This window comes from Anaeromyxobacter oryzae (assembly GCF_023169945.1).
GTDB lineage: Bacteria > Myxococcota > Myxococcia > Myxococcales > Anaeromyxobacteraceae > Anaeromyxobacter > Anaeromyxobacter oryzae.
The window spans coordinates 725,467-748,852 of sequence record NZ_AP025591.1 but is presented as its reverse complement, the minus strand read 5'-3'; the positions used below and the strand labels follow the sequence as shown (position 1 = coordinate 748,852).

General features: G+C 72.5%; 18 protein-coding genes. 8 read left to right on the top strand and 10 right to left on the bottom strand.

The window, feature by feature from the left end:
- Positions 1-64 precede the first annotated feature (64 nt).
- Positions 65-1,030: a patatin-like phospholipase family protein gene (locus AMOR_RS03175; protein ID WP_248358358.1), complete on the top strand. Its 966-nt coding sequence runs from the start codon at positions 65-67 to the stop codon at positions 1,028-1,030.
- A gap of 3 nt (positions 1,031-1,033) precedes the next feature.
- On the opposite strand, the gene AMOR_RS03170 is transcribed toward AMOR_RS03175, so the two are convergent.
- Positions 1,034-2,119: a metallopeptidase family protein gene (locus AMOR_RS03170; RefSeq protein WP_248358356.1), complete on the bottom strand. Its 1,086-nt coding sequence runs from the start codon at positions 2,117-2,119 to the stop codon at positions 1,034-1,036.
- A gap of 232 nt (positions 2,120-2,351) precedes the next feature.
- Here AMOR_RS03170 and groL point away from each other — a divergent pair, with 232 nt between their 5' ends.
- From groL to AMOR_RS03155, 3 genes are all read left to right on the top strand, one after another.
- Positions 2,352-3,986, top strand: a complete 1,635-nt coding sequence (groL, locus tag AMOR_RS03165) for a chaperonin GroEL (RefSeq protein WP_248358354.1) — start codon at positions 2,352-2,354, stop codon at positions 3,984-3,986.
- A gap of 148 nt (positions 3,987-4,134) precedes the next feature.
- The gene (locus AMOR_RS03160; protein ID WP_248358352.1) at positions 4,135-5,805 is read left to right on the top strand and encodes an FAD-dependent monooxygenase; all 1,671 of its coding nucleotides are present in this window, start codon (positions 4,135-4,137) and stop codon (positions 5,803-5,805) included.
- Positions 5,806-5,942: 137 nt separating this feature from the next.
- Entirely contained in the window at positions 5,943-6,923 is a 981-nt protein-coding gene (locus AMOR_RS03155) for an ankyrin repeat domain-containing protein (protein ID WP_248358350.1), read from the top strand.
- Here the strand turns inward: AMOR_RS03155 and AMOR_RS03150 are convergent.
- The 8 genes from AMOR_RS03150 to AMOR_RS03115 are packed head-to-tail and all read right to left on the bottom strand — an operon-like array spanning position 6,901 to position 14,545.
- Positions 6,901-7,896, bottom strand: a complete 996-nt coding sequence (locus AMOR_RS03150) for a PfkB family carbohydrate kinase (RefSeq protein ID WP_248358348.1) — start codon at positions 7,894-7,896, stop codon at positions 6,901-6,903. The two genes, AMOR_RS03155 and AMOR_RS03150, sit on opposite strands and share 23 nt — an antisense overlap.
- Positions 7,897-7,928: 32 nt before the next feature.
- Entirely contained in the window at positions 7,929-8,636 is a 708-nt protein-coding gene (locus AMOR_RS03145) for a mannitol dehydrogenase family protein (RefSeq protein WP_248358346.1), read from the bottom strand.
- The gene (locus AMOR_RS03140) at positions 8,633-9,412 is read right to left on the bottom strand and encodes a mannitol dehydrogenase family protein (RefSeq protein WP_248358345.1); all 780 of its coding nucleotides are present in this window, start codon (positions 9,410-9,412) and stop codon (positions 8,633-8,635) included. Before AMOR_RS03140 ends, AMOR_RS03145 begins: the two co-directional genes overlap by 4 nt.
- Before the next feature lie 39 nt (positions 9,413-9,451).
- The gene (locus AMOR_RS03135; RefSeq protein ID WP_248358343.1) at positions 9,452-10,228 is read right to left on the bottom strand and encodes an L-iditol 2-dehydrogenase; all 777 of its coding nucleotides are present in this window, start codon (positions 10,226-10,228) and stop codon (positions 9,452-9,454) included.
- A gap of 18 nt (positions 10,229-10,246) precedes the next feature.
- A complete protein-coding gene (locus tag AMOR_RS03130) occupies positions 10,247-11,440 on the bottom strand; it encodes an ABC transporter ATP-binding protein (RefSeq protein ID WP_248358341.1) in 1,194 nt (397 codons plus the stop codon).
- A gap of 15 nt (positions 11,441-11,455) precedes the next feature.
- Positions 11,456-12,286 carry a carbohydrate ABC transporter permease gene (locus AMOR_RS03125; RefSeq protein WP_248358339.1) on the bottom strand — a complete coding sequence of 277 codons (831 nt, stop codon included), beginning with the start codon at positions 12,284-12,286 and terminating at the stop codon, positions 11,456-11,458.
- Position 12,287: 1 nt separating this feature from the next.
- Positions 12,288-13,214, bottom strand: a complete 927-nt coding sequence (locus tag AMOR_RS03120; RefSeq protein WP_248358337.1) for a carbohydrate ABC transporter permease — start codon at positions 13,212-13,214, stop codon at positions 12,288-12,290.
- 17 nt (positions 13,215-13,231) lie between these two features.
- Positions 13,232-14,545 (bottom strand): ABC transporter substrate-binding protein, encoded by a 1,314-nt coding sequence (locus tag AMOR_RS03115; RefSeq protein ID WP_248358335.1) that lies wholly within the window; start codon positions 14,543-14,545, stop codon positions 13,232-13,234.
- Between the two features lie 185 nt (positions 14,546-14,730).
- Here AMOR_RS03115 and xylB point away from each other — a divergent pair, with 185 nt between their 5' ends.
- Positions 14,731-16,200, top strand: a complete 1,470-nt coding sequence (gene xylB, locus AMOR_RS03110; RefSeq protein WP_248358333.1) for a xylulokinase — start codon at positions 14,731-14,733, stop codon at positions 16,198-16,200.
- 281 nt (positions 16,201-16,481) lie between these two features.
- Here the strand turns inward: xylB and AMOR_RS03105 are convergent, their stop codons facing one another.
- Positions 16,482-17,849: a GGDEF domain-containing response regulator gene (locus AMOR_RS03105; RefSeq protein ID WP_248358331.1), complete on the bottom strand. Its 1,368-nt coding sequence runs from the start codon at positions 17,847-17,849 to the stop codon at positions 16,482-16,484.
- 23 nt (positions 17,850-17,872) lie between these two features.
- On the opposite strand from AMOR_RS03105, the gene AMOR_RS03100 reads away from it, so the two are divergent.
- From AMOR_RS03100 to AMOR_RS03090, 3 genes are all read left to right on the top strand, one after another.
- Entirely contained in the window at positions 17,873-18,646 is a 774-nt protein-coding gene (locus tag AMOR_RS03100; protein ID WP_248358330.1) for a chemotaxis protein CheW, read from the top strand.
- Positions 18,647-18,784: 138 nt separating this feature from the next.
- Positions 18,785-20,128, top strand: a complete 1,344-nt coding sequence (locus AMOR_RS03095) for a response regulator (protein WP_248358329.1) — start codon at positions 18,785-18,787, stop codon at positions 20,126-20,128.
- A gap of 108 nt (positions 20,129-20,236) precedes the next feature.
- Positions 20,237-23,374, top strand: a complete 3,138-nt coding sequence (locus tag AMOR_RS03090; protein WP_248358328.1) for a valine--tRNA ligase — start codon at positions 20,237-20,239, stop codon at positions 23,372-23,374.
- Positions 23,375-23,386 lie beyond the last annotated feature (12 nt).

Sequence of the window (23,386 nt, the reverse complement as noted above, 5' to 3'; positions counted from 1 at the left end):
CGGCCGCGGGACGGCGCGAGGCGGTCCGTGCGTTACACTCGCCGGCCCCCGGAGACCTCTTCAGATGCGCGCCGCCCGCACCACCTCGCTCTGCCTCGCCCTCGCGCTGTCCGCCTGCCGGACCGCGGCGCCGCGCCCGTCCGAGCCCGCGCCCGCGGCGCCCCCGGCCGTCGCGCTCGCGCCGCCGGCCCCGGCGCCGCCGCTGGCCGTCCCGGAGCCCCGGATCGCCCTCGTCCTGGGCGGCGGGGCCGCGCGCGGGTTCGCCCACATCGGCGTCATCCGCGTGCTCGAGCAGGAGCGGATCCCCGTCGGCCTCGTCGTCGGCACGAGCGTCGGGAGCCTCATCGGCGCGCTGTACGCGAGCGCGCGCGACTCCTTCGAGCTCGAGTGGACCGCGTTCCAGCTGCAGCAGGACGACCTGTTCGACTTCCGCCTCGTGAACGCCGTCGTCGGGATGGGCTACGCGAAGGGCGAGAAGCTCGAGGCGTTCGTGCGGGCCAAGGTGAAGCAGGAGAACGTCGAGCAGCTCGAGATCCCGTTCGCCGCCGTCGCCACCGACCTGAACTGGGGCCAGCGGGTGGTGCTCGATCACGGCTCGATCGCGCGCGCCGTCCGCGCGTCGTCGGCGATCCCCGGCATCTTCGAGCCGGTGGCGCACATGGGGAAGATCCTCGTGGACGGCGGGGTGATCGACAACATCCCCATCGACGTCGCGAAGGAGAAGGGCGCGGACCTGGTGATCGCGGTGGACATCTCGGAGGACGTCGGGAACGTGGAGATCAAGAACGTCCTCGACGTGCTGCTCCAGTCCACGAACATCATGTTCGCGGAGAACGTGAAGCACCGGAAGCAGGGCGCGGACGTGCTCGTCGCCCCGGACGTCCGCGGCGTCGGGATGCTCGACTTCGGCCAGAAGAAGCGCTGCGTCCAGGCGGGGATGGATGCGACGCGCCGGGCGATGCCGAGGATCCGCGCGGCGATCGAGGCGTGGAAGGCGCGCAAGGCGGCCGGGCTCGCGCCGCGGACCTGAGCGCTACTCCAGCCCGCGCGCGTACAGCTCGTCCTCGTCCAGGCCGAGGAAGTGCCCGACCTCGTGGATGAGGGTGATCCCGATCTGCTCGATGAGCTCCGCGCGGCTCCGGGCGAAGCGCTCCAGGTTCTTCTGGTAGAGGACGATCGACGACGGGAAGTGGCTCCACGGATCCATCGACGCCTTCTGCCCGTAGGGCGCGCCGCGGAACAGCCCGAGGATCGCCGGCGAGAGCGGCGGGTCGGACGAGAGCAGGTCGTCGGCGGTGGGGAGGTCCTCCACCGTGATGGCGACGTTCGAGAGGTACTGGCGCACCTGCTCCGGCATGTCGGCGAGCGCGTCCTCGACGGCCGCGTCGAACGCGTCCGGTGCGAGGGCGATGGGCTTCGGGAACTCGTCCGGCGCGAGCTTGCGGGCCCGGGCGAACCGCCGGCGCGCCTCCTCCGCCTCGTCGCGCCGCTCGGCGAGGAGGCCGAGGTAGTGGTGAGTCCACGGCTCCTCCGGCGCGAGCGCCTCGGCCCGGCGCAGCACGCGCGCCGCCTCGTCGAAGCGGCAGAGCTCGTAGAGCGCGAACCCCATCTCGAGGAGCACGTCCACCCGGTCGGGCTCCTCCCGTTCCGCCTCGGAGAGCCGCTCCAGCGCCTCGGCCGAGCGGCCGAGCTGGTTCAGGGCGGCGCCCTCCAGCCACGCGAGCTCCGCGGCGAGCGGGGCGTCGCCGGCCTTCCGGGCGAGCTTCCGGGCGCGGCGCGCGAGCTCGAGCCCGCGCTCGACGCGCTCGCGGTCGGCGTCGTCCTCCGGGAGGACGTTCACGTAGAAGTCGGCGGCCCCCCGGAGCAGGTCCAGGTCCCCGGCGTCGCGCGCGAGGGCGCGCTCGTACGCCTCGCGTGCCTCGTCGGTGCGATCGAGCTCCGCGAGCGCCGCCGCGCGGTAGTGCAGCGCCGCGACGGAGCGCGGCGCGGCCGCGAGGGCCTCGTCCGCGTGCGCGAGCGCCTCCTCGAGGCGGCCGGCCTCGAACGCGTCCGCCGCCGCGTCGAGGAGCGCGTCCTCGCCTCCGCGGTCGGTGCCGGTGCGATCGTCGAAGCGGCGCATCGCCGGCGACGTAATCGCGGCGTCTCGGCGCTGTCAACGCCGGCGCCCCCGCGCGGGGCCCTGCACGACCCTCCGGTGTTCACCGCCGGAGCAGGCCCGCCGGGAGGCCCGGGAGCCCGCTTGACGGGGTCCCGCTCGCGGTTATGTTAGCGGCCGCCGACGGCGACTGCCAACCCGCGTCCCACGGCAAGTCACTCCAATTACTGACCTTTTCACCAAAAGGAGCTCCGAGATGACGGCCAAGGAGATCGCATTTCACCAGCCCGCCCGCGAGGCCATCCTGCGCGGAGTGCAGACGCTCGCCGAGGCGGTGGCGGTGACGCTCGGCCCGAAGGGGCGCAACGTCGTCATCGAGAAGAGCTTCGGCTCACCCACGATCACGAAGGACGGCGTGACCGTCGCGAAGGAGATCGAGCTCGAGCCGAGGTTCGAGAACATGGGCGCGCAGATGGTGCGCGAGGTCGCCTCGCAGACGTCGGACAAGGCCGGCGACGGCACCACGACCGCCACCGTCCTCGCCCGGTCGATCTACGAGGAGGGCCTGAAGCTCGTGGCGGCCGGCCACAACCCGATGGACCTGAAGCGCGGCATCGACCACGCCGTCGAGCTGGTCGTGGCCGAGCTGAAGAAGCTCTCGCAGTCGACCCACGGCAAGAAGGACATCGCCCAGGTCGGGACCATCTCCGCGAACGGCGACGAGACCATCGGCAACATCATCGCCGAGGCGATGGAGAAGGTCGGCAAGGAGGGCGTGATCACGGTCGAGGAGGCGAAGGGCCTCGAGACGACGCTCGAGGTGGTCGAGGGCATGCAGTTCGACCGCGGCTACGTCTCGCCGTACTTCGTCACGAACCCCGACCGGATGGAGGCGGTCCTCGAGGATCCGTACATCCTCATCACCGAGAAGAAGGTCTCGGCGATGGCGGACCTCATCCCGGTCCTCGAGCAGGTCGCGAGGAGCGGCAAGCCGCTCCTCATCGTCGCCGAGGACATCGACGGCGAGGCGCTCGCCACCCTCGTCGTGAACAAGCTCCGCGGCACCCTCAACGTCTGCGCCGTCAAGGCGCCGGGCTTCGGCGATCGCCGCAAGGAGATGCTGAAGGACGTCGCGACGCTCACCGGTGGCCAGGTCGTCTCCGAGGAGCTCGGCATCAAGCTCGAGCAGCTGACCCTGAAGGACCTCGGCCGGGCGAAGCGCGTCACGATCGACAAGGACAACACGACGATCGTCGACGGCGAGGGCAAGAAGGCCGACATCGAGGCCCGCATCAAGCTCATCCGCGGCCAGATCGAGGAGACCACGAGCGACTACGACCGCGAGAAGCTGCAGGAGCGCCTCGCGAAGCTCGTCGGCGGCGTCGCGGTGATCAACGTCGGCGCGGCGACCGAGACCGAGATGAAGGAGAAGAAGGCCCGCGTCGAGGACGCGCTGCACGCGACCCGCGCGGCGGTCGAGGAGGGCATCGTCACCGGCGGCGGCGTCGCGTACCTGCGCTGCCTCGCCACCCTCGACGGGCTCAAGACCGAGGGCGACCAGCGGTTCGGGGTGCAGATCGTCCGGAAGGCGCTGGAATGGCCGGCGAAGCGGATCGCCACCAACGCCGGCTGGGACGGGCCGGTCGTCGTCGCGAAGATCATGGAGGGCAAGGGGAGCTTCGGCTTCAACGCCGCGACGGAGGTGTTCGAGGACCTCGAGAAGGCGGGCGTCATCGACCCGACCAAGGTGTCGCGCACCGCGCTCCAGAACGCGGCGTCGGTGGCGAGCCTCCTCCTCACGACCGAGGCGATGATCGCCGAGAAGCCGAAGAAGAAGGCCCCGGCGGCGGGCGGGCCCGGCATGGGCGGCATGGACGAGATGGACTACTGATCGACACCTGAAGGCCTGGTTCGGACGTGACGGCGGAGACCTCCGGGTCTCCGCCGTTTTCGTCCGGGCGGGTCACGTCAGGTCGATGCAGCCGCGCCGGTTCCGGGACAGAGAGGACGCCCGGAGCGCCGCCGCGCGATGGAGGACCGTGGGCTCGGATGGCGACGAGTCGCACCTCGACGAGGTTGCCGTCCTCGTCGTCGGGGCGGGGCCGACGGGCCTGGCGCTCGCCGCACAGCTCCGGTGGCTCGGAGTCCGCACCCGGATCATCGATCGCTCGCTCGATCGCGCGCACGAGTCGCGCGCGCTCGCCGTCCAGGCGCGGACGCTCGAGGTCCTCGACGCCCTCGGGCTCGCCGAGCCACTCGTGGCGCGCGGGAACACCAGCTCGCGACTCGTCATTCACCTCGGCGCCCGGCGGATCGCCGAGGCGCGGCTCGGCCGGATCGGCGCCACCGACACGAGGTACCCGTTCATCCTCTTCGTCTCGCAGTCCGAGACCGAGCGGGTCCTGGAAGAGTACCTGGCCGGTTCCGGCGTCGCGATCGAGCGAGGCGTCGAGCTCGTCCGGTTCGAGGTGCACGAACGGTGGGTGCAGTGCGAGCTCCGGCATCCAGGCGGCGGCGAGGAGCGCGTGCGCGCGACCTACCTCGTGGGGTGCGACGGCGCACACAGCACGGTGCGCAAGGGCGCCGGGTTCTCCTTCGGCGGTGGGAGCTATCCCGAGGACTTCGTGCTCGGCGACGTCGAGGCCGATGGGCCTCTGGAGCCCGGCGCGATCAACTCGTTCGTCGGCGGAGGCGGGGTCGCCATGTTCTTCCCGCTCGGCGACCCGGCCACTTGGCGTGTCATCGCGATGCAGGCGCGCGATCCGGGGGCCCGGCGCGACGAGGTCGCCCCGGACGACTCGCCCGCCGGGCCGCTGACCCTCGAGGAGCTGCAGGCCGTCGTCGCCACTCCGACCTCCGGCTCGATCCTCGTCCGCGACCCCGCCTGGCTGAGCCACTTCAGGCTGCACCACCGCCAGATCGCGCAGTACCGCCGTGGCCGCGTGCTCCTCGCCGGCGACGCCGCCCATATCCACAGCCCGGTCGGCGGGCAGGGGATGAACACCGGGATCCAGGACGCCTGGAATCTCGGCTGGAAGCTCGCGCTCGTCGCGCGGGGTACCGCCACCGAGCGGCTGCTCGAATCGTACGATGCCGAGCGGTGGCCGGTCGGCCGGAATCTCCTTCGCTACACGGATCGAGTCTTCTCCACGTTCACTCGCGCTCTCTCCGCCGGCCGGCTCGCGTCCTGGGCCCGCGAGGTCGTGGCGCCACGCGTCCTCCCGCGACTCCTCGACTCGGGGTGGCTACGCGCGATGGCGTTCCGGTTCGTGTCGGAGCTCGGGATCCGGTACCGGCACAGCCCTGCGGTGACGGAGGGGCGTCCGCGGCTTCACGGCGGCCCGCGCGCGGGCGATCGGCTCCCGGATGCGTGGCTGACGCTCGACGGGAGACGCGTGGCCCTGCAGCGTGCGATCGTCGGGCCGCACCTGACGCTCCTGCTGTGCGGGGAGGCGGGGGCGTGGGACGTCGCGCGCCTCGAGCGCTTCTCCGGACTCGTGAAGCTTCGCCATCTCCCGGTCCAGACGACCTCCGGCGCGGAGACCGGCGCGGAGGATGTGCTGTCGCTGCTCGGCGTTCGGGACGCGGCGCAGTACCTCGTCCGCCCCGATGGCTACATCGCCTTCCGGTGCGGCGGCAGCGATCTGGAGGCCGTGACGCGATACCTGACCCGGTGGTTCCGTCGGCCCGCAGCGAACGCCACCGGCTAGCGCCCGGACCGGCGCGTCGCGGGTTCGCGCAGGCGAGCCTCGCGGACGGAGTTGTCAACGCGCGTCGGAACGGGTTGACTCGTCGTCGCCGTCCAGCCGCTCCGTCAGAACCCGCCGCTCGCACCCTCGGTGACCTCATGCGAACCGTCGCTCTCGTGCCGCTCCTCGCCGTTCTCGGCGCGTGCTCCTCGATCCAGCGGGCGGACGGCGTCGCGGGCGAGGAGGGAGACGCGCCCGCGGCGGACTCTGCTGGCGGCGACCGGGCGCTCCTCTGGGAGGAGGCGGTCTCCACGTTCGACGGATCCGCGTACACGTACCGCGTGCTCGTCTTCCCGTCCGAGAGCGCGGCGCGGGCATGTCACGATCGCTTCGTCCCCGCGAGCTGCCGTCAGGCGACCCTGAGCTGGCGCGAGGTCGACACCCGCTCCAACGAGATCCCGCTGCCCCTGCGCGAGCACGTCCTCGCGCTCTCGCCGGCTGGACTGTCCGATCCGTTCCCTGCGCCGACCGGCTCCGGATGGCTGCTGGTGGACGTGGAGCGGCAGAAGCCGAGCAAGTTCGTCGGCGCCGTCGACCCGCAGGCGTGGCTCGCGAAGTACGCGGCGACCGCGCTGCCGCGGCCGCGGGACCTGCGGACCGATCCGGTCCTCGTCGCGCGCCGGGCGCGGAACCGCGTGCGGACGAGCGCCGACCTCGCGGCGGCGCTCGAGAGCGGCGCGATCGCGCCCGCGCAGCTCGACGACCGCCTCTCGAACGGCGCCACCCTGCTCCTGAAGGCGATCTACCTCGGCGACCGCTCGCTCGTGGAGAGCCTGCTGGCGAGCGGGGCCCGCGCCGACAAATGCGGCCTCTCCGCCTGCCCGCTCACGACGGCCGTACTCCTCCGGGAACGCGACGCGGTGCTCCTGCTCCTCGAGTACGTCCACGCGGTCGAGGAGCTCATCGTCATCGGATGGCCCGCGCCGGGCGCGCACGCGGGCGCCGACGCGCGCCGGACCGTGCGGCTCTCGGGCTACGACGGGCCGGGCCTCGCCGTGCTGATGGGGGTGATGCCGCCGCTCGGGACCGCGACCGACCTGTTCCAGCCCCTCCGGTTCACGCTCCGGTTCCGGCCGTAGTCGAGCCCTGCGACGGCCGGACCCCGGCGAGGAGCGCCTCGACCCGCGGCAGCGTCGGCAGCGCCGGGATGGCTCCGCGCTCGGTGGTGGTGAGCGCGCCGACCGCGTTCGCGAACCGGCACGCCTCGCGGAGCGTCCGCGGATCGTCGAGCGCGCCCGGCGCCGCGAGCAGGCGGTGCAGGAGGCCGGCGACGAACCCGTCGCCGGCGCCGGTCGTGTCGACCGTCTGGACGGCGAAGCCCGGCACGTCCTCGGCCAGATCGCGGGTGACGAAGGTGCACCCGGCCGCGCCCCGCGTCACCGCGACGAGCCGCAGCCGGTCGTGCCAGAGCGCGCGCCGGACCGCGGCGAGGTCCCGCGTCCCGACGAGGAAGTCGAGCTCCTCCTCGCTCACCTTCGCGATCTCGGCCTCCTCCCAGCCGCGGAGCATCCCCGCGCGCGCCGCAGCGGCGTCGGGCCAGAGGGCGAGCCGCAGGTTCGGATCGTACGAGACCAGCGCGCCGCCCTGCCGCGCCAGCGCCACCGCCCGGAGCGTCGCGCTCCGCGACGGCTCGCCGATGAGGGAGATGGAGCCGAAGTGCAGAGCGCGGGCCGCGCGGATCGCGTCCGCGTCGACCTCCTCGGGCGCGAAGAGCATGTCGGCGCTCGGGTTCCGGTAGAAGAGGAACTCGCGCTCGCCGTCCGCGCGCAGCGTCACGAAGGCGAGCGCGGTGCGCGCCTCGGCCGAGAGCCGCAGCGGCCCGACGTCCACCCCCGCGTCGAGGAGCGTCCGCGCCAGGAACAGCCCGAACGCGTCGTCGCCGACCTTGCCCATGAACGCGCTCGACGTGCCCAGCCGCGCGAGGCCGACGGCGACGTTCGCGGGGGCGCCTCCGGGCGCCTTCTTGAACGCGGGCGCGTCGGCGAGGCCGGTCCCGGACACCGTGGGCACGAAGTCGACGAGCAGCTCCCCGACGCAGACGACCTCGGCCATGGCCTCACCTCGATCCACCGCGACGCGGCGGGCTACCCGGCGAGCGCGAGCGCGAGCGCGGCGCGCGGGCCCTCCCGCCAGTACGCGCGCAGGAGCTCCTGCAGGAGGGACATGAAGCGCGGCGCCGAGGGGAGCGTGTCGCCGAACAGCTCGCGCATCCCGAGCAGCGGGCCGGGGTCCTCCCGTCCGGCGCGCGCGCGGCGGACGAGCTCGTCCGCCATGGGATCGTTGATCGGCAGCGGGCGCCCCGCGTCGTCCTCGCCGGTGAGGTAGCGGAACCAGCTCGCGACCGTGAAGGTGAGGGCCCGCAGCGGTCCGCCGCGCTCGAGCTGCTCGACGATGGACGGGAGCACGAACTTGGGGATGCGCGCCGAGCCCTCCGTGCCGATCCGCGCCAGCTGATCGCGGAGGGTGGGGTTCGAGAAGCGCTCGACGAGCGTCCGCTTGTACTCGGCGAGGTCGATGCCTGGCACCGCGGGCAGGAGCGGCGTCACCTCCACGTCCATCATCCCCTCGACGAGCCGCCGGATGTCCGCGTCGGCCATGGTCTCGTCCGCGAACCGGTAGCCGAGCAGCATGCCGACGTAGCAGAGCGCCTGGTGGCTCGCGTTGAGGAGCCGGATCTTCATCTTCTCGTAGGGGTGGACGTCGGTGGTCATCTGCGCCCCGACCTCCTCCCACGGCGGCCGCCCCTGCGGGAAGCGATCCTCGATGACCCACTGGCGGAACGGCTCGGTCACGACCGGCCAGCCGTCGTCGATGCCGAACTTCTCCGCACCATCGCCCGGTGCTCGTCCGTCGTGGCCGGCGTGATCCGGTCCACCATCGCGTTGGGGAACGCGCCGTCGGCCGCGACCCAGTCGGCGAGCGCGGGGTCGCGCAGGCGGAGGAACGCGAGGAACATCCGGCGCGCCACCGCGCCGTTCTCCTGCAGGTTGTCGCAGGACTGGACCGTGAAGGGCGGGAGCCCGCGGCGTCGGCGGCGGTCGAGCGCCTCGGCGAGGTAGCCGAAGGAGCAGGTCGGCGCGTGCGGGTGGGCGAGGTCGTGCTGGATGTCTGGGTGCGCGTCGTTGAAGGCGCCGGTCCCCTGGTTCACGTAGTAGCCGCCCTCGGTGATCGTGAGGGAGACGATCCGGCACACCGGCGACGCCATCCGCTCGAAGACCGCCTCCGGATCCTCCGGCGCGTGCAGGATCTCGGTGATCGAGCCGATCACGCGCGCGCGATCGCCCGCCGCGCTCCGCTCCACCACCGTGTAGAGGCCGTCCTGCGCGCGCAGGACGTCGCGGATCCGGGCGTCCTGCGGGAGGAGCGCGACGCCGCAGATCGACCACGGCGGCGCGCCCGGCCGGTGGAGGAGGTCGTCGAGGTAGACCGCCTGGTGCGCCCGGTGGAATCCGCCGACGCCCACGTGGACGATCCCCTGCGGGAGGCCCCGGCGGTCGTAGGTCGGGACCTGCACGCGGTCGCCGAGCGTCCGCAGGGTGGCCTCGCTCAGCTTCGTGGCGCCGCTCATCGCTCGTCCTCCGCCGGCGCGCCCGGCGCGTCGCGACCTTCAGCTCATCCACTGCCCGCCGTCGACGTTCAGCGTCTGGGCGACGACGTAGTCGCTGTCGCTCGACGCGAGGAACACGGCGGCGCCGACGTGGTCCTCGGGGAGGCCCATCCGCCCGTAGGGCACGCCGAGGCCGACGAGGCGCTTCTTCTCGCCGATGGGCAGGTGCTCGTACCTCGCGAAGAGCGCGTCCACCTGGTCCCACATCGGCGTGTCGACCACGCCGGGCGAGATCCCGTTCACGTTGATGCGGTCCTTGATCAGGGCGAGCCCGGCCGACTGCGTGATGCTGATGACCGCCGCCTTGCTCGCGCAGTACACGAGGACGAGCGGCTCGCCGCGCCGCCCCGCCTGCGAGGCGAAGTTGATGATCTTCCCGCCGCGGCCCTGCCGGATCATCTGCCGCGCGCCCGCCTGCAGCGTGAAGAAGAGCCCCTTCACGTTCACCGCGAACACCCGGTCGAAGCTCTCGCGGGTGATCTCCACGACGGGGGCGAGGTCGAACACCGCCGCGTTGTTCACGAGGACGTCGAGGCCGCCGGCGCGCGCGACGATGGCGGAGATCGCCTCGTCGATCGACTCCTGCCGGGTGACGTCGAGCCGGACCGCGAACGCCGCCGGGCCGATCGCGCGCGCGGTGGCCTCCGCCTCCGGGACGTCCACGTCGGCGACCGCGACCCGCGCGCCCTCGAGCGCGTACCCCTCGCAGACGGCCCGCCCGATGCCGCGGGCGCCGCCCGTCACCATCGCGGTCTTCCCCTCGAGCTTGCCGGCCATGCGCGGCCTCCTCGCCGGTCAGCGGTGCATCCCGGGCGCGCCGCCGTCGCCGAGCGGGCGGGGGCCCACGTCCTGCGCGGTCGCGCGGACCCCCGGCCGCCCCGCGAGGTCCTCCGCCAGCGGGTGGCGGGTCGCGCGCGGGATGGCGAGCCCGCCCGCGTCGAACAGGTGACAGCGATCGCGGCCGAGGCCGAGGTCCACCCGGTCGTGCATCCGCACGGCGTTCTCGCCGTCGGCCTCGACGGTGATCAGCTCACCGCCCTCGAGCTTCACGTGGAGGAAGGTGGTCCCGCCGAGCCGCTCGACGACGAGCACCTCGCCGTGGAGCGGTCCGTCGGCGACGATCGTGAGGTGCTCGGGGCGGACGCCGAGCGTGACCTCCTCGCCCTCCTGCAGGTGATCGGGCTCGACCGACACCTCGACGCGCGTCCCGTCGCGGAGCTTCACGGTGGCGACGTCGAGGTTCACGTCGCTCACGGAGGCGCGGAGGAAGTTCATCTTGGGCGAGCCGATGAAGCCGGCGACGAACAGGTTGCGCGGGTGGTGGTACAGCTCGAGCGGCGAGCCGACCTGCTCGACCACGCCGGCCTGGAGGACGACGATCTTGTCCGCCATCGTCATCGCCTCGACCTGGTCGTGGGTCACGTAGATCATCGTGGCCTGCAGCTGATCGTGGAGCCGGGTCAGCTCGACCCGCATCTGGACGCGCAGCGCGGCGTCGAGGTTCGAGAGCGGCTCGTCGAAGAGGAACACCCGGGGGTTCCGGACGATGGCGCGGCCGATGGCGACGCGCTGCCGCTGCCCGCCGGAGAGCTCCTTGGGCTTGCGCGCCAGCAGGGGCTCGAGCTGGAGGACGCGGGCGGCCTCCTGCACCTTGCGGGCGCGCTCCTCGCGGGACTCGCCGGCGAGCCGGAGCGCGAACGCCATGTTGTCGGCCACGGTCATGTGCGGGTAGAGCGCGTAGCTCTGGAAGACCATCGCGAGCCCGCGTCGCGCCGGCGCCACGTCGTTCACCCGCTCGCCGTCGATGAGCACGTCTCCGGACGTGATCTCCTCGAGGCCGGCGATGAGCCGGAGGAGCGTCGACTTCCCGCAGCCCGACGGGCCGACGAAGACGACGAACTCGCGATCGGCGATGTCGAGCGTGACCCCCTTGATCACCTCGACGTCGCCGAAGCCCTTGTGGACGTCCCTCAGCGCGACGGCGGCCATGCGGTGCCTCCGGTCCTACTTCACTGCGCCGAACGTGAGCCCGCGCACGAGCTGGCGCTGGCTCATCCAGCCGAACACGAGGATGGGCGCGATGGCCATCGTCGAGGCGGCGGACAGCTTCGCCCAGAAGAGCCCCTCCGGGCTCGAGAAGGACGCGATGAACGCCGTGAGCGGCGCGGCGTTCGCCGCCGTGAGGTTCAGGCTCCAGAACGCCTCGTTCCACGAGAGGATGATCGCGAGCAGGCACGTCGAGGCGATGCCGGGGAGGGACAGCGGCAGGAGCAGGTGGACCAGCTCGTGCCGCGCCTCGGCGCCGTCCATCCGGCCCGCCTCGAGGATCTCGCGGGGGACCTCGCGGAAGAAGGAGAAGAGCATCCAGACCACGATGGGCAGGTTCACGAGCGTGTAGACCATGAGCAGCCCGACCCTCGAGTCGAGCAGGCCGAGGTCGCGGAAGAGCAGGTAGATGGGCACGAGCACGCCGACCGCGGGGAGCGCCTTCGTGGAGAGCATCCACACGAGCGTGTCCTTCGTGCGCGGCGACGGGAAGAACGCCATGGCGTACGCGGCCGGGACCGCGAACAGGATCGCGACGACGGTCGAGCCCAGGGACACGAAGATGCTGTTCCAGGCGAACTTGAAGTAGTCGGCCCGCTGCTGCACGGCGAGGTAGTTCTCGAAGGTCGGCCGGAAGAAGAGGGTGGGGGGCGTCGCGACCGCCTCCACCTCCGTCTTGAAGCCGGTGAGGAACATCCAGAGGATCGGGAAGAAGACGAGGAGCGCGATCGCCCACGCGACGGCGGTGGTGATCGCCTTCCTCCGCAGCGCGCGGTTCGTGCCGGTCACGTCAGGCCTCGATGTTGCGGGCGATGGAGCGGACCAGGAACACCGCCACCACGTTCGCGAGCACGATGGCGAGGACCCCGCCCGCGGAGGCCGCGCCGACGTCGTACTCGAGGAGGGCGTACCGGTAGATGAGGAAGGCGAGGTTCGTCGAGGCGTACCCCGGGCCGCCGGAGGTGGTGACGAAGATCTCGGCGAAGACGCCGAGCAGGAACAGCGTCTCGATCATCACCACGACGCTGATGGCGCGGGACAGGTGCGGGAGGATGATGAAGAAGAACATCGAGACCGGCCCGGCCCCGTCCATCCGCGCCGCCTCCTTGCGCTCGGGGTCGAGGGCCTGGATCGCCGTGAGCAGGATGAGGGTCGCGAAGGGGAGCCACTGCCAGGCGACGATGATGATGACCGACGTGAGCGGCGCCGCGGAGAACCAGTCGATCGGCTGCAGCCCGACGCTGCGCAGGAGCCAGCTGATCACCCCGTTCGCGGGGTGCATCATCATGTTCTTCCAGATGAGCGCGCTCACCGTGGGCATGACGAAGAACGGGGCGATGAGGAGCACGCGCGCGACGCCGCGGCCGAAGAAGTCCTGATCGAAGAGGACCGCGAGGAGCGTCCCGAGGCCGACGGTGACGACGAGCACCGAGCCGACGAGGAGGAGCGTGTTCCCGATGGCGATCCCGAGGCCCGGGTCGGTGAGCAGGAACCGGTAGTTCTCGATGCCGGCCGCCTCGCGCTCGCCGGGCGAGAGCAGGTTGTAGCGCTGGAAGGAGAACCACAGCGTCATCAGCAGCGGCACCACCGACCAGAGCAGCAGCACCACCACGGAGGGCGCCTGGAGCGTCGCGGCGCTCACCGCGCGCCGCGCCCGGCGCGCCGGCCGGGCCGGCGCGGAGGGCGGGAGGACCACCTGCTGCCGTGCGAGCTCCATCGCGCGCTCTCCGACCGCTACTTCAGATAGCCGGCCCGCCGCATCGTGCGCTCGGCCATCATCTGCGAGGACTTGAGCGCCTGGTCGACCGGCTCCTTCCCGACGAGGGCGGAGGCGATCTGCTGGCCGACCTGCGTGCCGAGCGACTGGAACTCCGGGATCGCCACGTACTGGACGCCGGTGTACGGGACCGGCTGCGCCGTCGGGTGCGCCGGATCGGCGGCGAGGATCGCCTTAAGCGTGAGGTCCGCGAAGGGTGCGGCCTTCTTGTACTCGGGCGAGTCGTAGGTCGACTGCCGGGTCCCCGGGGGCACCGCCGTCCACCCGTCGCTCTTCGCCACGAGCTGCACGTACTCCTTCGACGTCGCCCACTGGATGAACGCCTTCGCCTCCTTCACGTGCTTCGAGGACGCGGGGATCCCGAGCGCCCACGCCCAGAGCCACTGCGCGCCGTTCGGCGTCTTCGCGATGGGCGCCGGCGCGAACGCGACCTGGCTCGCCACCTTCGACTCGCTCGGGTTCGCGAGGTAGCCCGCGGCGACGGTGGCGTCGATCCACATCGCGCACTTGCCGGTGGCGAAGAGGGCCCGGTTCTCGTTGTGGCCGTTGGAGCTCGCGCCGGGCGGCCCGTACTTCTTCATGAGATCGACGTAGAAGGTGATGGCCTGGTGCCACTCGGGCGAGTCGAGCTGCGGCTTCCACTTCTCGTCGAACCAGCGCCCGCCGAACGTGTTCACGAGCGTGTCGACGTACGCCATGTTCTCGCCCCAGCCCGGCTTGCCGCGCAGGCAGATGCCGTAGACCCCCGCCTTCGGGTCGTTCGTGGCCTTGGCGAACTTCGCGATGTCGTCGTAGGTCGGCTTCTCGGGCATCGTGACGCCCGCCTTCTGGAACAGGTCCTTCCGGTAGAAGGTGAAGGAGCTCTCGCCGTAGAACGGCAGCGCGTACAGCTTCCCCTCGCTGGAGAGCCCTTCCCGGATCGGCTTCAGCACGTCGGCGACGTCGTAGGCCGGCGGCAGGTCCTCGTCGAGACGGACGAGCCAGCCCTTCTTCCCCCAGATCGGCGTCTCGTACGTCCCGATGGTCATCACGTCGAACTGGCCGCCCCTGGTGGCGATGTCCGTCGTGACGCGCTCGCGGAGCACGTTCTCCTCGAGCACCACCCAGTCGAGCTTGATGTCCGGGTGCGCCTTCTCGAACTCCTTCGAGAGGCGCTGCATGATGATCATGTCGCCGTTGTTCACCGTGGCGATGGTGACGCGGGTCTGGGCGAGCGCGACGGTCGCCGCGAGGCTGGCGAGGGCTGCGAGCAGGAGGCGGAGAGCAGGCACGGGGTCACCTCTTCTCTGGTGGTGCGGGTGGCTGGGCGTGACGGTGGGACCGTAACGATCGGCTTGCGCGGGGGAGGCGTTCCACAAGGGCCGTGCGGCGCGAACCGATGGGGCCGCGACCGGATGGGCGTGGTCCACGCGCCTCGCAGGGAGCACCGTCGGAGCGAAACGTGGAGGGCCGGCGCATGTTCCTCGGCATCGATCTCGGAACCTCCGAGGTGAAGGTGCTCCTCGTCGACGACGCCGGCCGCGTCGCCGGAGCGGCGGGTGCGCCGCTCGAGGTGTCTCGTCCGCACCCGCGCTGGTCCGAGCAGGCGCCCGAGGACTGGTGGCGCGCGACGGTCGCCGCCGTCCAGCGGCTGCGCGACGCCCACCCTGCCGCCGTCGCCGCCGTGCGGGGCATCGGCCTCTCGGGGCAGATGCACGGCGCGACCCTGCTCGACGCCGTCGACCGTCCGCTCCGCCCCGCGATCCTCTGGAACGACACCCGGTCGGACCGGGAGTGCCGCGAGCTCCTCGAGCGTGCCCCCGCCACCCTCGAGATCACCGGGAACCGGGCGATGCCCGGGTTCACCGCGCCGAAGCTCCTCTGGGTCGCGCGGCACGAGCCGGAGCTCTTCGCGCGCGTCGCGAGCGTGCTCCTCCCGAAGGATTACGTCCGGCTCCGGCTCACGGGCGAGAAGGTCTCGGATCCGTCCGACGCGTCGGGGACGCTCTGGCTCGACGTCGCGCGTCGCGACTGGTCCGACGTGATGCTCGCCGCCACCGGGCTCTCGCGAGCGCACATGCCGCGCCTCGTCGAGGGGAGCGCGCCGTCCGGCCGCCTCCTCCCCGCGGTCGCCGCCACGCTCGGCATCGCCGGCACGCCGGTGGTCGCCGGCGGGGGCGGGGACAACGCCGCGAGCGCGGTCGGGATCGGCGCGATCTCACCGGGGGACGGATTCCTCTCCCTCGGGACCTCCGGCGTGCTGTTCGTCGTGAACGACCGGTTCCTGCCCGCACCGGCGCGCGCCGTCCACGCGTTCTGTCACGCCCTCCCGGCGCGCTGGCACCAGATGAGCGTGATGCTCTCCGCGGCGAGCTGTCTACGCTGGCTCTCCCGGCTGCTGGGCATCGGGGAGGCGGACCTGGTCGCGGAGGTGGAGGGGCTCGACGCCGCCGCGCGGGCGCGCGCGCCCATCTTCCTGCCGTACCTGTCCGGCGAGCGCACGCCGCACGACGACGCCGCGGCGACGGGCGTCTTCCACGGGCTCACGCACGACACGGACCGCCGCGCCCTCGTCTACGCCGTGCTGGAGGGGGTCGCCTTCGGCCTCGCGGACGGGCTCGCGGCCCTGCAGGAAGCCGGCGCCCGGGTCGAGGCGCTCTCGGTCGTGGGGGGTGGCGCCCGGAGCGGCGTCTGGACGCAGCTCATCGCGGACGTGCTGGACGTCCGGCTCGAGACGCCGGAGGGCGGCGAGCGCGGGGCGGCGCTCGGCGCAGCGCGGCTCGCGCAGATCGCCTGCGGTGCGCCGGAGGCCGCTGTGTGCGGTCGTCCGCCCGTGGCACGAGCGCACGTACCGTCACCCGCCAGCGCGACCCTGCTGGCGAACCGACGGGATCGCTTTCGTCGGCTTTATCCGGCGGTTGCGCCGCTCTGGCCTCCCGCCGCCTGATGGCCGCGGCCGCCTTACGCCCCCTTCGGGGATGGCTGGCACGCCGGACCGAAGGGAGCCGACCCGAGGCGACATTGATATCGGGGGCCTATTCGGGTAGGATTTTGACACACGACAAGCGGTCTCGCGTCGCGCGGGCCGCTGGTCGATGACGAGGGCAGCCGTTACTACGTGCTCGAGAGGGCGGAACCCGGCAGTCGTCGTCAGCGGGGCCAGGAGCCGAGAGGTTCCTGGCCCCGCGCTTTTTTGTCTCAGCGCTCGTGCCGGACCCGCGCGTCCGCTCAGCTCCGCTCCCCCGCCGGAACGGGCGGGAGGTCCTTCGACGCCATGTAGACGACGTTGCGGGTGGAGCGCTTTCCCCGGTACATGGCGCGGTCCGCGAGGTCGAGGATCTCGGCCTTCGACTGGGCGTGCTCGGGGAAGCTCGCGAGGCCGATCGAGGCGGTGATGCGCACGCGCGACCCCTCTCGAGAGAGGAAGCGGTGGTCCTCGATGGCGCGCCGGATGCGCTCGGCGACCTTGAGGCCGCCGCCGGAGTCGATCCCGACGAGGAGGACCACGTACTCGTCCCCGCCGTACCGGACGAGCACGTCGTCGTCCCGCACGCACGACCGGAGGACGCGGGCCACCTCGACGAGGAGGCGCGAGCCGGACAGGTGCCCGTACTGATCGTTCACGGTCTTGAACCGGTCGAGGTCCAGGAAGAGGACCGAGAACGGCTTGCCGCCGTCGAGCTCGCGCGCGAGCGCCACCTCGAGGTAGCGCAGGTTGTAGAGGTGCGTGAGGTCGTCGAGGTACGCGAGGTGCTCGACCTGCTGCAGGCGGCCGAGGTTCTTCAGCGCGAGCCCCAGGTTCCGGCAGAGGAACGCGGCGGCCTCGGCGCCCGGACCGTCGAGCTCGCCCGCGACGAGCACTGCCGCCGCCCCGACCACCGCGCCGTCGTCCGTGATGGGGAGGAGGAGGGCGCGCGGCGCGAGCGCGGTCAGCTCGCCGGGTACGATGTCCACGCGCGCGGGGCGCTCGGGCGCGAGCCGCTCGAGCGCTCCGCGGCACAGCCCGAGCAGATCCGCGGCGGGGCCGTACTCGAGGCCGTGCGCGCCGGAGAGGACCCACCCCCCGTCCTGCGCCCGCTCGAGGAGGGCGGCGGCGGCGCTCCGGCACGAGGCGGCGACCGCGGCGAGCGCCATCGGCAGGAGCTTGTCCCGGTCGAGCGTCGCCGCGATGCGCTGGCCGGCCTCGAAGAGCTTGAGGTGGGCGCGGAGGCTCTTGTTCTCGGCGAGCAGCTCGCGCGTCGACAGGCAGCGCTGGACCGTGAGCTGGAGCTGCTCCGGCGTGACCGGCTTCACGAGGTAGTCGGAGGCGCCCGACTTCATGGCGCGGACCGCAGGGTCGACCTCGTCGAGCGCCGTGATGACCGCGACCTCGAGGTTCGGGTCGAGCTGCTTCGCGGCGGCGAGGAGGTCGAGCCCCGACGAGCCGGGCAGGATGACGTCGGTGAGGAGGACGTCGTAGCGGCGCTGCCGGAGGAGCGCGAGGGCGGCCTCGGCGTCCGCCGCGACCTCGACGTCGTAGCCCGCCGCGCGCAGGTAGTCGGCGTAGACGGTGCGCGCGAAGCGCTCGTCGTCGACCAGGAGCACCGCGTGGGCCATCGGGGAACGTATATCATGCCCCCGTGGAGTCCCTCCCCGCGGAGCGCAAGGCGCTGCTCTTCTCCGCCGGCGGCGTGCGCCTCGCGCTGCGGCTCGCGCACCTGCGGGAGATCCTCTCGGTGCCCGGCGACGCCGGCGAGATCCAGGCGCGCGGCGAGGCCGTCCCGACCGCGTTCGTCTCGACGGTGCTGGGGCTCCCCGGGGGGCCGTCGCCGTACGCGCTGCTCACCGAGGGCTCGCCCCGGATCGCGCTCCGCGTCGAGGCGCTGCACGGGATCGTCGACCTCGCCGAGGCCGAGTTCTTCCAGCTCCCGGCGCGCACGCCGCTGCCGCAGCCGGCGCCCTTCTCCGGCGCGGTGGTCGCGCGCGGGAGCGTCGCGCTCGAGCTCGCCGTCGGGACGCTGGGGTTCGCGCCCCTCGAGCCGGCCGAGGAGGCTCCGGAGCCGCCGCAGGGCCTCGGCGCCGTCGCGGACCGGGAGCTGCGGTTCGCGCGGGCGGGCCTGGTGTACGCGGTGCCGCTCTCGGTGCTCGTGCAGGTGCTCGAGGATCCGCCGCTGGCGCCGGTGCCGCTCACGCCGCCGTCGCACCGGGGGCTGCTGTACCACGGCCGCGCGCTCCACCCGGTCGTCGACCTGGCGGCGCTGTACGGGGAGCCGGCGCCGGGGCCAGGCCGGACCGTGCTCCTCGTCGACGCGGGCGGCGCCGGGGTCGGCGTCGTCGCCGACCGGGTCCTCGGGGTGGGGGAGGGCGGTCCCGACGTGATCCGCCCGCCGTGGGACGGGCTGTTCGGAGGGTAGGTCCGGCCGGCCGGCCGCCCTTCGCCGCGAGCGGGCGGCGACGCGAGAACCCGCGAAATGCCTGCCAAATGTTGACACCAGGGGAACCCGGGCGTTACTGAATACGATCCCCTTTCCTCGCCGGTCCGGAACGCACCCATGCCCAAGAACCTGCTCCTCGCGGACGACTCGATCACGATCCAGAAGGTCGTGGGCATCACGTTCGCGAACGAGGACATCAAGGTCACCTGCGTCGACAACGGCGAGGCGGCGATCGCGAAGGCCCGCGAGCTGAAGCCCGACGTGATCCTGGCCGACGTCGTGATGCCGAAGCGGAACGGGTACGAGGTGTGCGAGGCGGTGAAGTCGGACGCCGGCCTCCGCCACATCCCCGTCCTCCTCCTCGCCGGAACGTTCGAGGCGTTCGACGAGCAGCGGGCCCGTGCGGCGCGCGCGGACGGCCACATCGCGAAGCCCTTCGAGAGCCAGGCGCTCATCAACAAGGTCCGCGAGATCCTGGAAGGGAAGGGCGCGCCCGCCGCTGCTCCGGGCGCCCGCCCGGCCGCGCCCGCCGCCGCACCGGCGGCCGCCGCGCCGCGTCCGGGCGCACCGATGCCGCAGCCCGGCGCCCGCCCGCCCGGTCCGGGCATGCCGCCCGCCGGTCCGCCGCGTCCGGGCGCCCCCATGCCCGCCGGCGCGCGTCCCCCCGGTCCCGGCATGATGCCGCCCGGCGCCGTCGCGCGTCCCGGCGCGCCGATGCCTCCGGGCGCCCGTCCGCCCGGCCCCGGCGTCCCGCCCCCCGGCGCGCGTCCGCCCGGCCCCGGCATGATGCCGCCCGGTGCCGTTGCGCGTCCCGGCGCGCCCATGCCTCCGGGCGCCCGCCCGCCCGGCCCCGGCATGATGCCGCCCGGCGCGCGCCCCCCCGGCCCCGGCATGCCGCCCGGCGGCGTCGCGCGGCCCGGTGCGCCGGCTGCGCCCGCGGCCCGGCCCGCCGCCGCGCCGGCGCCGGTCGCCGCGAGGCCCGCGCCGCAGCCCGCCGCTCCGGCGCCCGCGCCTGCGCCCGCCGCCCGGAAAGATCCCTTCGGCTTCGGCGTCGGCGCGCCCCAGGCGGCGCCGCCCGCGCCCGCCGAGAACGACTGGAGCGACATCGACGTCTCGGCCGACGAGCCGGCCGCGCCGCCCGCGGCGGCCGCGCCGCAGCCCACCCCCGCGCCCGTGCGCGCCGCGGCGCCCGCCGCCATCGAGCTCCCCGACGAGCCTGACGAGGCCGAGCTGGCGCCGATGCACGCGTTCGTCCCGCCCGCGGAGGCGACCGGCCACAAGCCGGAGCCCGTCCAGGCCGCAGCCGCGGCGGTGGACGGCGGCGAGGCGGTGCTGCGCGACGCGCTCTCGAAGGCCTCGCGCGAGGTGATCGAGCGGGTCGTCTGGGAGGTCGTACCCCAGCTCGCGGAGACCATCATCCGCGAGAACCTCGACCGCCTCGTGAAGGAGCGCCAGGGCTAGGGCCCGGCGTCCTTCTCGCAAGAAGCAGGACCTCCGCCGCCCCTGGCCCGCGTTCCGCCCTTCCCGGCTGGAACCGCGGGTCGAGCGGCTTCACGGACCGGAGAAGACGTGCTGAACCCCAACGAGAACGAGAACCGCGGAGAGCTCGCGAAGGGCTACGAGCACCGCGAGGTCGAGGCGCGCTGGTACCCCTTCTGGCAGGACCGCGGCTACTTCCACGGCGATGAGAAGGACCGGACCCGCCCGCCGTTCTCGATCGTGCTGCCGCCGCCCAACGTCACGGGCTCGCTGCATCTCGGGCACGCGCTCACGGCGACCATCCAGGACGTCCTCATCCGCTGGAAGCGCATGAGCGGCTTCAACACGATGTGGCTCCCCGGCACGGACCACGCCGGCATCGCCACGCAGATGATCGTGGAGAAGGAGCTCAAGAAGACCGAGAAGGTGACCCGCCACGACCTCGGCCGGGAGGAGTTCCTCCGCCGGGTCTGGGCGTGGAAGGAGATGTACGGGTCCCGCATCGGCGAGCAGCACAAGGCGCTCGGCGCCTCCCTCGACTGGTCGCGCGAGCGCTTCACGATGGACGAGGGGCTCAGCCGCGCGGTCCGGGAGGTCTTCGTCCGGCTCTACGAGGAAGGGCTCATCTACCGGGAGAAGAAGCTCATCAACTGGTGCCCCGACTGCCGCACCGCGCTGTCGGACCTCGAGGTCGAGCACGAGGAGGCGCACCCGGGCGAGCTCTGGTCGTTCGCATACCCGCTCGTCGAGCCGGCCGGCGGCGTCTCCGAGATCGTGGTCGCGACCACCCGCCCCGAGACGATGCTCGGCGACACCGCGATCGCCGTCCACCCCGACGACGAGCGGTACCGCGCCCTCGTCGGCAAGAAGGTCCGCCACCCCATCCTGGGCCGCGAGATCCCGATCATCGCCGACGCGATCCTCGTCGATCCGAAGTTCGGCACCGGCGCCGTGAAGGTCACGCCCGCCCACGACTTCAACGACTTCGAGGTGGGGAAGCGCCACGGGCTCGAGATGATCACGGTCCTCGAGCTCGACGGGCGGATGAACGGGAACGCCGGCCCGCTCGCCGGGAAGGACCGGTTCGAGGCGCGCAAGGAGGTGAAGCGCCTCCTCGCGGAGATGGGCCTCGACCGCGGCACCAAGGCGCACGTGCTTCCGCTCGGCCGGTGCCAGCGGTCGCAGACCGTCCTCGAGCCGATGCTGTCCGACCAGTGGTACGTGAAGATCGAGCCGCTCGCACGGCCGGCGATCGAGGCGGTCGAGCAGGGCCGGACCCGCTTCATCCCCGAGCAGTGGACGAACACGTACATGGCGTGGATGCGGAACATCCACGACTGGTGCATCAGCCGGCAGCTCTGGTGGGGCCACCAGATCCCCGCCTGGTACTGCCCGGACGGCCACGTCACGGTCGCGCGCGAGGCACCCGCGGTGTGCGCCACCTGCGGCAAGGGGGACCTGCGGCAGGACGACGACGTCCTCGACACCTGGTTCTCGTCGGGCCTGTGGCCGTTCTCGACCATGGGCTGGCCGGAGCAGACGGACACGCTCCGGACCTTCTACCCGACGTCGGTCATGGAGACCGGCCACGACATCATCTTCTTCTGGGTCGCCCGGATGATGATGATGGGCATCCATTTCATGGGCGAGGTGCCGTTCCGCACGGTCTACCTGCACCCCATGGTCCGCGACGAGAAGGGCCAGAAGATGTCGAAGACGAAGGGGAACGTCATCGATCCCCTCGTCATGACGGAGAAGTACGGCGCCGACGCGCTGCGCTTCACCCTGGCCGCCCTGACGGCGCAGGGGCGCGACATCAAGCTCTCCGACCAGCGGATCGAGGGCTACCGCGCCTTCGCGAACAAGCTCTGGAACGCGAGCCGGTTCGCCCTCATGAACCTCGCCGGCTACGAGGACCAGGGCGAGGACGCGGCCCGGCTCGCGCCGTCCCCGGCGGACCGGTGGATCCTCGCTCGGCTCCAGCGGGCGGTGAACGAGACCGTCGAGGCGCTCGAGGCCTTCCGGTTCAACGACGCGGCGAACACGGTGTACGCGTTCGTCTGGCACGAGCTCTGCGACTGGTACATCGAGCTCGCCAAGGAGGCGCTGTACGGGGAAGACCCGGCCCGGAAGCGCGGCACGCAGGCGGTGCTGGTCCGGTGCCTCGAGACGGCCTACCGGCTGCTCCACCCCTTCATGCCCTTCATCACCGAGGAGCTGTGGCACGTGCTCCGGTCGCAGGTGAAGGCGGAGGGCTGGTCGGACTCGGTGTTCGCGGCCCCGTATCCCCGGACGGGTGTCGTGGACGAGGCCGCCGAGAAGTCCTTCGGTCCGGTCCTCGGGATCATCGACGCGATCCGGAACATCCGCGGCGAGATGAACATCCCGTTCAAGGTGAAGCTCGGGGAGCGGGTGAAGGTCGAGATCGCCGTCCCCGACCGCGCCACGCATGACCTGCTGCTCGCCGGCGAGCTGGCGCGCGTCCAGCGGGTCGCAGGGGTGGAGGGCGTCAACGTGACCCTCGGTCCGGCGACGCCGCCCGCGCCGCAGTCGGCGGTCGGCGTCGGGCCGGGGTTCGAGGTCCGGGTGCCGCTCGCAGGCGTCATCGACCTGGCCGCGGAGACCGCCCGCGTCGAGAAGGAGATCGCGAAGGTCGAGCAGGACCTGGCCGGCATCGAGCGGAAGCTCCAGAACCCGTCCTTCGTGCAGAAGGCGCCGCCGGAGGTGGTCGAGAAGGACCGGGCCCGGGCGGAGGAGCTTCGCGAAAAAAGAGGAAAGCTCGACGCGCATCGTGCGATGCTCTCGGGCTCGGAGGCGAACCCCGCCAGGAGGGACAGCATGGAGAACCAGAACGAGCCGAAGACCACGAACGACACGCCGGCGGACGCCGCCCCGGCGCAGCCGGAGCAGCAGAGCGCGGTGGTGCAGACGGCCGAGAAGATCGTCGCCGCGGGCGCCGAGGTCGCGCAGAACGCGATCGAGGCGGTGAAGTCCGGCGTCGAGGCGATGGTCCAGAAGGCGAAGGCCGCGCGGAAGCCGGCGAAGAAGGCCGCGAAGAAGCCCGCGCCGAAGAAGGCCGCCGCGAAGAAGGCCGCCGCGAAGAAGGCCGCGCCGAAGAAGGCCGTCGCCAAGAAGGCCGCGGCGAAGAAGCCCGCGCGCAAGGCGGCGAAGCCCGCCGCCCGGAAGGTCGCCGCGAAGAAGCCGGCGAAGAAGAAGGGCAAGCGGTAGGCGAGGTCGACG